The sequence below is a fragment of the Geodermatophilus sp. SYSU D01045 genome (genome assembly GCF_054050295.1).
Genome location: NZ_JBJGZB010000032.1, coordinates 1 through 12,601, shown reverse-complemented (window position 1 = coordinate 12,601; position 12,601 = coordinate 1). Strand labels below are relative to the sequence as shown.

Annotated in this window: 11 protein-coding genes; 3 read left to right on the top strand and 8 right to left on the bottom strand. The window is 76.1% G+C overall.

The genetic code is table 11. The annotated features are described in order from the left end of the window. Nucleotides 1-18: 18 nt before the first annotated feature. From ACI798_RS20245 to ACI798_RS20220, 6 genes are read right to left on the bottom strand one after another with little or no spacing between them, the layout of a single operon-like run. A complete protein-coding gene (locus ACI798_RS20245) occupies nucleotides 19-975 on the bottom strand; it encodes an ACP S-malonyltransferase (protein ID WP_457048782.1) in 957 nt (318 codons plus the stop codon). Then, on the bottom strand, nucleotides 972-1,463 hold the full coding sequence (locus ACI798_RS20240) for an SRPBCC family protein (RefSeq protein WP_457048781.1): 492 nt from the start codon (nucleotides 1,461-1,463) through the stop codon (nucleotides 972-974). The genes ACI798_RS20245 and ACI798_RS20240 overlap by 4 nt, the downstream gene beginning before the upstream one ends. 29 nt (nucleotides 1,464-1,492) lie before the next feature. Continuing rightward, complete coding sequence (locus ACI798_RS20235; RefSeq protein ID WP_457048780.1) at nucleotides 1,493-3,232, bottom strand: acetyl-CoA carboxylase biotin carboxylase subunit; 1,740 nt, start codon at nucleotides 3,230-3,232, stop codon at nucleotides 1,493-1,495. After that, nucleotides 3,229-3,780 carry an acetyl-CoA carboxylase biotin carboxyl carrier protein gene (gene accB / locus ACI798_RS20230; protein ID WP_457048779.1) on the bottom strand — a complete coding sequence of 184 codons (552 nt, stop codon included), beginning with the start codon at nucleotides 3,778-3,780 and terminating at the stop codon, nucleotides 3,229-3,231. The genes ACI798_RS20235 and accB overlap by 4 nt, the downstream gene beginning before the upstream one ends. Next, a complete protein-coding gene (locus ACI798_RS20225) occupies nucleotides 3,767-5,527 on the bottom strand; it encodes an acetyl-CoA carboxylase carboxyltransferase subunit alpha (RefSeq protein WP_457048778.1) in 1,761 nt (586 codons plus the stop codon). Before ACI798_RS20225 ends, accB begins: the two co-directional genes overlap by 14 nt. Beyond that, nucleotides 5,524-5,838, bottom strand: a complete 315-nt coding sequence (locus tag ACI798_RS20220) for a TcmI family type II polyketide cyclase (RefSeq protein ID WP_387991358.1) — start codon at nucleotides 5,836-5,838, stop codon at nucleotides 5,524-5,526. Before ACI798_RS20220 ends, ACI798_RS20225 begins: the two co-directional genes overlap by 4 nt. Nucleotides 5,839-6,234: 396 nt before the next feature. Between ACI798_RS20220 and ACI798_RS20215 the strand changes: the two genes are divergently transcribed. The 3 genes from ACI798_RS20215 (at nucleotide 6,235) to ACI798_RS20205 (ending at nucleotide 9,594) form a co-directional block, all read left to right on the top strand. Next, the gene (locus tag ACI798_RS20215) at nucleotides 6,235-6,972 is read left to right on the top strand and encodes a LuxR C-terminal-related transcriptional regulator (RefSeq protein WP_457048777.1); all 738 of its coding nucleotides are present in this window, start codon (nucleotides 6,235-6,237) and stop codon (nucleotides 6,970-6,972) included. Between the two features lie 381 nt (nucleotides 6,973-7,353). Then, entirely contained in the window at nucleotides 7,354-7,995 is a 642-nt protein-coding gene (locus ACI798_RS20210) for a LuxR C-terminal-related transcriptional regulator (protein WP_456942580.1), read from the top strand. Nucleotides 7,996-8,277: 282 nt separating this feature from the next. Further along, complete coding sequence (locus ACI798_RS20205) at nucleotides 8,278-9,594, top strand: right-handed parallel beta-helix repeat-containing protein (protein ID WP_457048776.1); 1,317 nt, start codon at nucleotides 8,278-8,280, stop codon at nucleotides 9,592-9,594. On the opposite strand, the gene ACI798_RS20200 is transcribed toward ACI798_RS20205, so the two are convergent. Together ACI798_RS20200 and cutA are read right to left on the bottom strand one after the other, a co-directional pair. Continuing rightward, the gene (locus ACI798_RS20200) at nucleotides 9,591-10,274 is read right to left on the bottom strand and encodes an SRPBCC family protein (protein ID WP_456942578.1); all 684 of its coding nucleotides are present in this window, start codon (nucleotides 10,272-10,274) and stop codon (nucleotides 9,591-9,593) included. The two genes, ACI798_RS20205 and ACI798_RS20200, sit on opposite strands and share 4 nt — an antisense overlap. Further along, nucleotides 10,271-12,568, bottom strand: coding sequence for an aerobic carbon-monoxide dehydrogenase large subunit (gene cutA / locus ACI798_RS20195; RefSeq protein ID WP_457048775.1), 2,298 nt, complete (start codon nucleotides 12,566-12,568; stop codon nucleotides 10,271-10,273). The genes ACI798_RS20200 and cutA overlap by 4 nt, the downstream gene beginning before the upstream one ends. Between the last annotated feature and the right edge of the window lie 33 nt (nucleotides 12,569-12,601).

The window sequence follows — 12,601 nt, the reverse complement described above, 5'->3', positions numbered from 1 at the left end:
TCTCTCCTCGGGAGCGGGTCAGGTGGGGAGCGAGCCCGCGAGCGCGGGACCCGGGACGTCGGTGGGGGCGGGCGTGCCCGGCCCCGCGGCCAGGTGGACGGGCAGGTGCGGGTGCACCTGGGCGACGAGCGGCCCGAGCACCGGGACGGCGCCGATCTCGACGACCGACGTCGCGCCGGCGCCGGCCAGCGCCCGGGAGGTGGCCTCCCAGAGCACCGGCGCGGTGAGGTGTCGGCGCAGCGCCGAGCGCAGCCGCCGGGGGTCGCGGGTCGGCTCGCCGTCGGCGTTGGGGACGACGGGCACCAGCGGGACCGACCAGTCCAGGTCGGCCAGCGCGGTCGCCAGGTGCGCGGCGACCGGTTCCATCAGCGGGCCGTGGCACGGCGCCCGGCCGGGCAGCCGCACCAGCTCCAGGCCCGCCTCGCGGACGACCCCGGCCGCGCGGGCGAGCTCGGTGCGGCCGCCGGAGAGCACCGCCCGATGCGGGGCGTCGAGGGCGGCCACGCACAGCGGGCCGTCGTCGCCGACCGCGGCCACGGCGGCGCGGGCCACGCCCTCGGCGCCGGGACCGAGGACGGCGGCCAGGCCCGCGCAGGAGGGCCTCGGGGCCAGGCACAGCAGCTCGGCGCGCCAGTGCACCAGCTCGACGACCTGGTCCAGCTCGAGGGCGCCGGCGGCGACCAGCGCGGCGAACTCGCCCACGCCGTGCCCGGCGACGACCGCCGGGAACAGCCCGCGGGCAGTCAGGCTGCGGTAGCCGGCCACCCCGGTCACGACGACCTCGAGGTGCGCCGCGACGGGGTCGGGTGCGGTCGCGGGGTCCCGCCACCAGGCGGCGACGTCGCGGCCGACGACGGCGTCGACCTCGGACACGGTGGCCGCGGCCACCGGGTCGGCCAGCCACGGGTCGACCATGCCCGGGCGGGAGCCCTCCTCCCCGGGCAGGACGACCGCGGGACCCCGCGCCGCGGTCACCCCACCGCTCCTCGGTCCGCGGCGGCCTCGACCTTCTCCCGGATGATGCGCATCTGGACCTTGCTGTTCGCGTCGATCCGCCGGGTCATCGTCTCGGTGTCGACCGGAGCCTCCGGCCGCATCCGGAAGTCCTGCACCCAGCGCATCCGGGTGCCGCCGTCCTCGGCCGTGTAGCTCCAGTGGATGTCCATGAACTCGAACGGACCGGGCTCCACGCGGCGCGCGCGCACCTCGTGCGTGGCCGGGTCGAGGGTCCGCTCGGACACCCAGCTCCACACCCGCCCGGACTCGTCGGGGTGCATGGTCAGCCGGAACCGGAACCAGGTGTCGGTGGACTCGAGGACCTCGACGCTGCGGTACTCGGTGAACAGGTCCGGCCAGGACCGCAGGTCGTTGGTCATCGCCCAGACGTGGTCCAGGTCGGCGTGGATGAGGATCGAGTTGTCGGTGTGGCCCACGGTCAGGCCGGGCTCGACGGTGCTGCTCATGTCGGGGAGCTCCCTCGGGACGGTGGGGTTCAGGCCGGCTGCGCCTGGGCCGCGGACACGGCCTGGACGATCTCGCCGAACGTGTAGTTGTCGGGGCTGTCGTCGGGCATCGCGGTGCCGAAGCGGTCCTGCAGCTCGGTCTGCATGGACAGGAAGGCCAGCGAGTCCAGGCCGACGTCGGCGAAGCGGGCGTCCGGGTCGTCGGTGTGCGACTCGGCCGGCAGCCCCGCCTTCTCGGTGAGCAGCTGCATGAGGTCGGCCTGGGTGAAGGCAGCGGACATGGGAGGGTCCTCCTCGGGACGGGAGTGGGGGACGGACGCCGGACCGGCGGGGTCGCCGGCCGGGACGAGGTGCAGTGCGCCGCGCGAGGCGGGCAGGGCCGGCTCCCGGGACGCGGCGATCGCCGCGGCGCGGGCCACCAGGTCGGGCAGCCGGCGGTCGAGGAACTGGACGTCGTGCCGGTCGGCGCGCACGTCGGGGTCGCGCAGCAGCGCGCGGTGCAGGGCGGCGGTGGTGTGCACGCCGGGGCCCTCGACGCGCAGCTCGGCCAGCGCCCGGTCCATCCGCCGCACCGCCTGCTCGCGGTCGGGCGCCCAGACGACGAGCTTGCCCAGCAGCGAGTCGTAGTGCGGGCTGACCTCGTCGCCCTGGCGGTAGCCGGTGTCGAAGCGGGTCCAGGGCCCGTCGGGCAGGCGCAGCACGTCGAGCCGGCCGGGCGCGGGGGCGAAGCCGCGGGCGGGGTCCTCGGCGTTGATCCGGCACTCGATCGCCGCACCCCGCACGACGACGTCCTCCTGGCGCAGCCGCAGCCGCTCCCCGCCGGCCACCAGCAGCTGCTCGCGGACCAGGTCCACGCCGGTCAGCAGCTCGGTGACCGGGTGCTCGACCTGGATGCGGGCGTTCATCTCCATGAAGTAGGCCCGCCCGGCGTCGTCGACGAGGAACTCCACGGTCCCGGCGCCGGTGTAGCCCACCGACAGCGCGCCGCGGACCGCCAGCTCGCCCAGCGCGGCCCGCTGCTCGGGCGTGAGGTGCCCGGCCGGGCCCTCCTCCAGCAGCTTCTGGTGCCGCCGCTGCAGCGAGCAGTCCCGCTCGCCGAGGTACACGCCCGAGCCGTGGGCGTCGCAGAGCACCTGGACCTCGACGTGCCGGGCACCGGAGAGGTAGCGCTCGACGTAGACGGTGGGGTCGCGGAACACCGCCCGGGCGACGGTGCGGGTGGTGGTGAACGCCTCGGCGAAGTCGGCGGCGTCGTGGACCACGGTCATGCCGCGGCCGCCGCCACCGGCCGCGGCCTTGATGATCACCGGGTAGCCGATCTCCGCGGCGACGGCCAGGCCCTCCTCGGCGGTGCGCACCGGGTCCACCACCCCGGGCAGCAGCGGCAGGCCGGCCGCGGCCATCAGCCGCCGCGCGGTGGCCTTGTTGCCCATCTGCTGCATGACCTCCGGCGGCGGGCCGACGAAGGTCAGCCCCTCGGCCTCGCAGATCTCGGCGAAGTCGGGGTCCTCGGAGAGGAAGCCGTAACCGGGGTGCACCGCGTCGGCGCCGCTGCGCAGCGCCGCCTCGACGACGTTGGGCACGTGCAGGTAGCTCGCCCGCGGCGCCGGCGGGCCGATGTGCACCGCCTCGTCGGCCATCTCGACGACGGCGGAGTGCCGGTCGGCCGTGGAGTACACGGCGACCACCTCGATGCCGAGCTCCCGGCAGGCGCGGGCGACCCGGACGGCGATCTCGCCGCGGTTGGCGATCAGCAGCCGGCCGATCACCGCGGTGCCCCGGACGGGCGCAGCAGCACCAGGACCTGGTCGTACTCGACGGACTCGGCGTCGCCGACCCGGATCTCGGCCACCGCGCCCGCGGAGTCGGCCACGATCGGGTTCATCAGCTTCATCGCCTCGACGATCCCGAGCGTCTGGCCGGCCTCGACCTCGTCGCCGACCCGCACGAACGGCTCGGCGCCGGGGGAGGGCGCGGCGTAGAAGGTGCCCACCAGCGGCGCCCGGACGGCGACGGTGCCCTCGGGCACCTCGGGCTCCTCGCCCGCCGGCTCCGGGACCGCGGCCGGCCCCGGCGGCGGGGCCACGGCCTGCAGCCCACCGGGCACCGGGGCCGGCGCGGCGGCCGCGGGGACGGCGTCGGCCGCCCACTCGACCTCGACCGCGCGGTCCCCGCTGCGGACGGTCAGCCGGCGCAGCGGCCCGGGCAGGGTGCGGGCGAGCTCGACCACCTCGTCGTGCAGGCTGCGGGCCTCGTCCCCGGGCACCGGCTCCTCCCCCGCCTGTCCCGGCCGCGCCGGCAGCTCAGCGGGCCGCATCCCCGCCACCTCCCTCGGGTGCCGGCGCGACCACGCGCAGCGGCCGGTCGCCGTCGCCGCCGATGCGGGTCAGCCGGGCGGCCCGGGTGCCGAGGAGCGTGCCGACGTCGAGCCGGGTGAGCTCGTCGAGCTCGCGCACCAGCGCGGCGCGGACCAGCCCGGCGGCCGCGAGCGGGTCGGCGTCCGCGCCGCCGGGCGGCTCGGGCACCACCGAGGTGGCGATGCCGCTGGCCCGCAGGTGCGCCGCGCCCAGGCGCATGGCCCGCGCGGCGGTGGGCGCGGCGGTCGCCGTCCGCCAGAGGATCGCGGCGCAGCCCTCCGGGCTGATCACCGACAGGTAGGCGTTCTCCAGGACCAGCAGCCGGTCGGAGGTGCACAGCGCCAGCGCGCCGCCGCTGCCGCCCTCGCCGGTCAGCACGGCGACGACGGGCACCCGCAGCCGGCTGCTGCGCATGATGGTCTCGGCGATCGCGTGCGCCTGGCCGCGCTCCTCGGCTGCGGGGCCCGGGTGTGCGCCGGGGGTGTCGACCAGCGTGACCACCGGCAGGCCGAAGGTCTCGGCGTGCGCCATGAGCCGCATCGCCTTGCGGTAGCCCTCCGGGTGCGGCATGCCGAAGTTGCGCGCCACCCGCTCGCGCACCGAGTGGCCCTTCTCGTGGCCGATCACCACGACCGGGCGCCCGTCGAGGACGGCGACCCCGCCGACGACGGCCGGGTCGTCGGCGAACGTGCGATCGCCGTGCAGCTCGACGAAGTCGTCGAAGACGGTGTGCAGGTAGTCCAGCGTCGTGGGTCGGCCCGCCACCCGGGCGCGCTGGACGACGTCCCAGGCGTCCGCGTCCTCCGCGCCGTCCTCCGCCGGCGTGACCTCCCGGGTCGCCTCCGGTGCCGGTGCCGGGGCGGTGACTGGGGGAGGAGCGGGGCGGCGGCCGTGCAGCTCGAGCAGCCGGATCAGCAGCGGGCGCAGCTCCGCGCGGCTCTCCACCCGGTCGACCAGGCCGTGGGCCAGCAGGAACTCCGCCGTCTGGAAGTCGCTGGGCAGCTCGGCCCGGATGGTCTCCTGCACCACCCGCGGGCCGGCGAAGCCGACGTGCGCGCCCCGCTCGCCGACCAGGACGGCGGCCAGGGTGGCGAACGACGCCGACACCCCGCCGTAGGTGGGGTCGGTGAGCACGCAGACCGACAGCAGGCCGGACTCGTGCAGCTGGGCGAAGGCGTGGCTAACCCGCGCCATCTGGAACAGCGAGAAGACGCCCTCCTGCATGCGGGCGCCGCCGCTCGCGCAGACGGTCACCAGGGGCAGGCCGCGCTGCAGGGCGAGGTCCGCGGCCGCGCTGACGCGGCGGCCCACCTCGATGCCCATGCTGCCGCCGAGGAAGCCGAAGTCCATCGCGGCGAGGACCACCGGGGTGCCGCCGATGCGGGCGGTCCCGAGGACGACGGCCTCGGTCTCGCCCGAGCGGGCGGCAGCCTCGTGCAGGCGGTCGCGGTAGTCGCGCAGGTCGGTGAAGGCCAGCGGGTCGGCCGGCCCGGGCGGGCAGGCGTGCTCGTCGAAGCTGCCGTCGTCGGCCAGCAGCGCGATCCGCGCCCGGGCGCCCAGCCGCAGGTGGTGGTCGCACTCGGGGCAGACCGACAGGTTGCGGTCCAGCCGCTTGCGGTAGAGCAGCCAGCCGCAGCTGGGGCAGCTCACCCAGTCCACCGTCCCGGGCGCCGCGGCGTGCGGCCGGGCCGGCGTCGTCGCGGTCACGACCGCTCCGCCGACCACTCGTAGAACCGGCGCGCCATGGCGTCCCGCGGCGACCGCCAGTTCGGGTCGTAGGCGACGATGTAGGGCCGCAGCTCCTCGCTGACCGCCCGGAACGCCGGCAGCGACTGCGCGACCGCCATGGCCTCCTGCTCGGGGCGGTCGAACTCGATCAGGTGCACGTAGAGGTCGTGGAAGGTGAACAGCTGCCGGCGCCGCACCCCGATCTCGTACGGCATCGACGTCGCGTCGGAGCGGGCGAAGACGTCGGCGACCTTGTCCGCGTCGGCGGGGGTCATCCTCGCGATGATCATCGTCTGGTGCACGGGCACTCCAGCGTCGCTGTGGGCCGGCAGGGGCCGGCGGACCGGTGCGGCCGGCGGGCCGGGGACGGATGCCGGACGACGCTAGGGCGGCGGGGCAGCACCCCGACAGCGCCACGGGTCGGATCCGTCGAGCCCGCCCGGGGGAGGGGGCGGCCGGTCGCCGGGGTGGGCACCGGTCGGAGGGGTGGCGCGTCGCCGGGTGCAGCGCCCGGGGGCGGGGGCGACGCCCACCTTCCGGAGCGGGGGACCACGACCCGGGTATGAATCCGACGGCGAATCGTGCTCACCGCGTCGCAGACCGGTGGCGGCAGGTCACCGTCCGTCGCTAGCTTCCGGGTCCTGGGACCAGCGGCGCCGGGCGCCGGACCTGAGCGGAGCAGACGCATGGGCGGCGAGCCGGAGGGGACCGTCCCGCCGGTTCGCGACGGGCTCCGGCCCCCCGGTCCCCCGGCGCAGGTCCTGATCTGCGACGACCACGAGGTGCTGCGGCACGGGTTGCGCGCGGTGCTGCGCTGGGCGCCCGACCTCGTCGTCGTCGCGGAGGCGGCCGACGCGACGCGGGCGCTCGAGCTCGCCGCCGAGCTGCACCCCGACGTCACCCTGCTGGGCCTGGGCGCCCAGGGGCCCGCGATGACCGAGCTGGTGCGGGCGCTGACCGCGACCGGCACGCGGGTCGTGCTGCTCGGCGAGGCCGGCAACGGCGGCGACCTGGTCGAGGCCCTGCGGGCCGGGGCCCGCGGCTACGTGTACACCACCGTCAGCTCCGACCGGCTGATCGAGGGCGTGCGCTCCGTCGTCCGCGGCGAGACGCTGCTCGACGCCGCCGTCACCGGCGAGCTGCTGCACCACCTCGACGGCGCGCGGAGCTCGGCGGGGGCCGACGAGGCCGGCGGGCGCAACCCGCTCACCGCCCGGCAGCAGGCCGTGTCCGAGCTGGTGGCCGAGGGCCTGACCAACGCGGAGATCGCGACCCGGCTGCAGGTCAGCCGCGCGACCGTCAAGGGCCACATCACCGTCGCCCTGCGCCGGCTCGGTCTGCGCGACCGGACGCAGCTGGCCATCCACGTCAACCGCACGGCCCACCCCGGCCCCGGCTGGGAGGCCGGCCCCATCGGCAGCTGAGTTCCGTGTGCAGCCCGTCACTCCGAGTACAGGCCCGACGTGCGCGCCGGGAGGACGGCGGCGCCCCGTGCACACGAACCTGGACGCAACCTGTGAAGGGCGTGCACATTACCTGGCAACGTCGGACGGTTGCGCGCTACCGTTCGGCACGTCCGACTGAGACGGACGGGTCCCACCCGGTCGGAGATCCCGCCCGGAGCCCGTCAGCCACCCGGACAGGGGGAACGCATGAGTTCCGACGACGTCCTGCAGGGCCCGGGTCCCGCAGCGTTCCGGCCGAGGCGGCCGGCCGGCCCGGCACCGGGCACGCCGATCCCGGGACCGACCGCGCCACCCGGTCCGCGCCCGCTGACCATCCGTCCGCCGTGCAGCCTCGTCCGCGTGCTGTTGTGCGAGGACCGGGAGGTCTTCCGGCTGGGGCTGCGGGAGGTCCTCGAGGCGCAGCCGGACATGGCCGTCGTCGCCGAGACCCACCACCTGCCCGGGGCGCTCGCCGCCGTCGACGAGGTGCCCGCCCAGGTCGTCGTCGCCCGCCAGGGTCTGGTGCAGGGGGCCACGCTGCCGCTGCTGCGCGCCCTCTGCCGCCGGGGGACCGCGGTCCTCGTCCTCGCCGAGCCGCGTGAGGAGGCCGGTCCCGAGCTCGTGCAGGTGCTGCGGGCCGGCGTGCGGGGCTACCTGCCGCGCTGCTCGGCCGCCGCGCGGCTGGTCGAGGCCGTGCGCGCCCTGGCCCGTCACGAGCCGGCCATCGACTCCTCGGCCACCAGCCAGCTGGTGCGCTACCTGACCGACCCCGCGCCGCCGGACGAGGTCCCCGGCCGCCCGCTGGACCGGCTCACCGAGCGGCAGCGCGAGGTCGCCGAGCTGGTGGCGCAGGGGCTGAGCAACGAGGAGATCGCGCGGCGGCTGTTCCTCAGCCTCGCGACGGTGAAGAGCCACCTCACCGCCTCGATGCGGCGGCTGGGCCTCCGCAGCCGGACCCAGCTGGCCATCCTCGTGAACCGGGAGCACTCGCCGGCGGCGTGACGCCGACGGCGGGGCCCGTCGGTCCGTGTCCGACCGCGGGTGTGCGACCTGCGGAGGAGGGGCTCGTCCCCGGGTCGGGTCCGCGGTCCCTGCGGTGGTCGGCACCGTGCCGTCCGGACCCGGGTCGTCCGACCTGGGACGGGTCCCGCGTTCATCCCTGCGGCTGTCTGGACGCTGCGGCGCCGTCCGTGGAGGGTGTGCCGCACCGCCCGGACCCCCCGGGCTCCCGTCCCCGTTCCCGAGCTCCTCCGCTGGGCGCCCCGCAGACCAGGAGGCCACCCCATGGACCCCTCCACGAGGTCGCGGGTCCGTGGCGGAGCCGCACGCCTCGCGGCCGTCGTCGGCGCGGGGGTCCTGATCGTCGGGGCGCTCCCGGCCGGTGCCGCCGCGACACACGACGGCCCGCGCACGCTCCAGGTCGGGCCCGGTCAGGAGTACGCCGGGATCCAGGACGCCGTCGACGCGGCACGCTCCGGCGACACCATCCGGATCGCACCCGGGAACTACCGCGAGGCCGTCTGCGTCCACGGCAAGGGCCTGACCATCCGGGGCGCCGGTGCGGGCGTGACGAACCTCGTGTGGCCCGGGTGGCGGACCGTCCGGGACCTGCCCGCGGTCCCGTCGACCCCCTGCTGGGAGGCGCAGGAGCGCGCCGACGCCGACGGCGACCCGGACACCCTCGCCGACGACGTCTCCGCGCTGTTCTTCCTCGACCCGGACGGGCCGGTGCTGGTCGGCGGCCTGTCGACCCGCAACCACCCTGCCAGCGGGATCGTCGCGTGGGGAGCCGACGGCTTCCGGGTGGCCGGCACGTCGGGCTCCGCCCACGACCGCCACGGCATCGCCGCCTTCGACTCGACGGGGATCCGGATCACCGACAACAGCGAGGTCGGCCTCGACCGTGGCACCGGGGCGGCGCCGGACTCGGGCACCGCCGGTGTGGCGATCGGGGACTCCGACCGCGCCGACGCCACGGTCTCCGGCAACGACGTCGAGGGCTACGACGTCGGGATCTCCCTGCGGGAGGCGCGCGGTGGCCGGGTCACCGGGAACGCCCTGACGGGCAACTGCATCGGCCTGCTGCTCGTCGACGACGTCGCGACCGAGGTCCCCGACGCCTCGCGGGACGTCCCGAGCGGCGGCTTCGGCATCACCGGGAACACGTCGACGGACAACGACCGGTACTGCCTCCGGGGCAGGGAGGGCGACGAGCACGTCTCCGGTGTCGGCATGCAGGTGGTCGACGCGGACGACGTCACGGTCGCGGGCAACGTCATCGCCGACAACACGGCCGACCTGCCGGCCGGCGTGCCGGCGCTGACCGGCCCGGCCGGCGGGCTGACGCTGCTCACGCGGCCCGCGTCCGGCGCCGGTCCGCTGGCGGACGTCCGCGTGTCCACCAACTACTTCGGGGACAACCACGCCCTCGTGCCGGTGGGCACCCCTCCGCCCCGGTCGGTCCTCGTCGACATGGACGTCTTCGTCGGGGACCCCTCGGTCGCCCCGTCGCTCCCGCCCGGTGGGGCACTCGAGTTCCGGGACAACCGCTGCGACACGGGCCTCCCGCCGGACATCTGCGGCGAGCCCTACCCCGTCTAGCGACGGCGGCCGAGCAGCCAGCCCACGAGGACGCCGAGCAGGGTGAGCCCGGCGCCGCCGAGCGCCCCGACGGCGAGGGTCCGCGCGTCCGCCGACGGGGCCGCGGCCGGGGCCTCCGCGCCGCGGAAGACCTGCGGCTCGGGCGCGGCCGGCGCCCCCGCGGGGACGGCCGCGGGCGCCTCGGTGGAGCTCACCGCGGCCGACGTCGCGCGGGCGGCGGCGGGCGCGGTCCCCACGGGGGCGCCCTCGGTGAGCTCGCGGTCGATCGCGGCGAAGAACTGCCCGGCCATCCGCTTGGCGACGCCGGTGATCATCCGCTGGCCCACGCCCGCGACCGGCCCGCCGACGACGGCGTCGGCCGACCAGCTGAGCGTCGTCCCCTCCTCGTGCGGCTCCAGGGCGATGTCGACCTTCGCCCGGACGTTGCCCGGGGCGCCGGCGCCGGAGGCGTGCATGACGTAGGACGAGTGCGGCTGCTGGTCGGTCAGCCGGACCTCGCCGGCGTAGGTGCCGCGGATGGCGCCCACGCCGACCGAGACATCCATCCGGTACTCGTCCTCACCGGTGCGCTGCAGCGACTCGCAGCCGGGGATGGTCCGCGCGAGCACGGCCGGGTCGGTGACGACCCTCCAGACCTCCTCGGGCGTGCCGTGCAGCACCGCCGAGCCGTCGAGGTTCACGCGGGCACTCCCGTCTGGAGGGACGCCCGCGTCCGCTCCGCCGTCTCGTCTCTCATCAGGTCGTACAGCTCGGTCGGCGAGATCGGCATCGATGCGATCCGCCGCCCGGTGGCGTCCTCGATCGCCGAGGCGATCGCCGCCGTCCCGGGGATGACCCCCGCCTCGCCGGCGCCCTTGATCCCCAGGGGGTTCAGCGGCGACGGCGTCTCCTGGTGGTCGATGACCACGTCGGGCACCTCGGAGGCGTAGGGCATGAGGAAGTCCATGAACGACGCGTTCTGGAGCTGCCCGTCGGCGTCGTAGGCCATCCGCTCGTACAGCGCCCCGCCCACGCCCTGGGCGACGCCGCCGTGCACCTGCCCCTCGACGATCATCGGGTTCACCACGTTGCCGCAGTCGTGCACCACCGCGTACCGGACGACGTCGATCTCCCACGTCCGCGGGTCGATCTCGACCACCGCCGCGTGCGCGCCCGAGGCGAACGTCGAGCGGATCGGCGAGTAGTAGTCGCGGTGCTCCAGGCCCGGCGCGTCCCCGGGGGCGACCGGCGGCTTGCTGTCGTCGTGCGTGGCGAACTGGGTGGCCTGCTTGGCCGCCTCGTCGAAGGCGTAGCGCAGCGGGTTGGACAGCACGGCGACCGTGCGCAGCGGGATCGACGCCCCCGGCGTCCCCTTGACCTGCACCAGGCCCTCGTCGATCTCCAGGTCCCCGGGGTCGGCCTCGAGCACCTCGGCGGCGATCCGCAGCGCCTTCTCCCGCACGCCGCGGGCGGCCAGGGCGACGGCGTTGCCGCTCATCACCGCGGCGCGCGAGGCGAAGGTGCCGACGGCGTAGCCGAAGCGCCGGGTGTCGCCGGTGTGCACCTCGACGTCCTCGATCGGCACCCCGAGCTCGGAGGCGACGATCTGCGCGAACACCGTCTCGTGGCCCTGGCCCTGTGACGTCAGGCCGGTGGAGACCAGCACCTTGCCGCTGCCGAGGACCTGCACGTGACCGCCCTCGTAGGGCCCGGGCCCGGTGCCCTCCACGTAGAGCGCCATGCCGACGCCGAGCAGCTTCCCGCGCGCCTGCGCGTCCGCGCGCAGCGCGGCGGCCTCGTCCCAGCCGACCAGCGCGACGAGCTTGTCCAGCAGCCCCGGGTAGTCGCCGGAGTCGTAGATCACCGGCCGGCCGTCCTGGAACGTGAGGCGGTGGTCGTAGGGGAACTGGTCGGGCGTGATCAGGTTCCGGCGGCGCACCTCGGCGCGGTCGAGGCCGAGCGCGTCGGCGATGCGGTCCATCGTCCGCTCCATCGCGTAGCAGCCCTGCGGCCGCCCCGCCCCGCGGTAGGGCGTGACGATGACGGTGTTGGTGTAGACGCTCTCGACGACCACCCGGTACACGGGGATGACGTAGGGGCCGACCAGCTGGGTCGCCGTCACGATCGGGACGATGATCCCGTAGGGCGTGTAGGCGCCGTTGTCGTGCCAGACGTGCACGTCGAGCGCGGTGATCCGGCCGTCGTCGTCGTAGCCGACGGTGATCTCCTGGCGCTGCTGGCGCTCGTGGGCGCTGGAGACGAAGTGCTCGCGCCGGTCCTCGGCCCACTTGACCTCGCGGCCCAGCCGGATCGCCGCCATCGGCACCAGCAGCTCCTCGGGCCACGGGTGCACGATCTTGACGCCGAAGCCGCCGCCGACGTCGGGCGCGATCACCTCGACCCGGTCCAGCGACAGTTCGAGCTTGGCGGCGATGGCCGCGCGCACCGACGTCGAGGCCTGGGTGCTGGAGTGCACCCGCAGGCTGCCGTCGTCGGCGTCCCAGCGGGCGTGCACGCCCTTGCCCTCCAGCGGCGTGCAGGCGCTGCGCTCGATGTACTGGGTGAACGACAGCGTGTGCGGGGCGGCGGCCAGCGCCGGCTCGACGTCGCCGGTCTCCTGGTGGTGCCGCGCCGCGACGTTGTCGGGGATCTCCTCGTGGACGGTGGCGCGCGCCTCGCGGGCGGCGTCCACCCCCACGACGACCGGCAGCTCCTCGTAGGTGACGACGATCCGCTCGGCGGCGTCCTCGGCCACGTACCGGTCGGTGGCCACGACCATCACGACCGGCTCGCCGACGTGGTTCACCTCGCCGTTGGCCAGCGGGTAGCCGGTGCGGGGCGCGTGCAGCTGCGGGTGGGGGATGAGCACCGGCAGCGGCTCGGCCATCGGGCCGGTGAGGTCCTCGTAGGTGTAGATCGCGACCAGGCCCGCGCCGGCGCGGGCCGCCTCGACGGCGCCCCCCCCCCCCCCCCCCGGGGCGGGCGGGCTGGGCACCTACGCCGCGGCCCGCCCCCCCGCCCCCAAGAC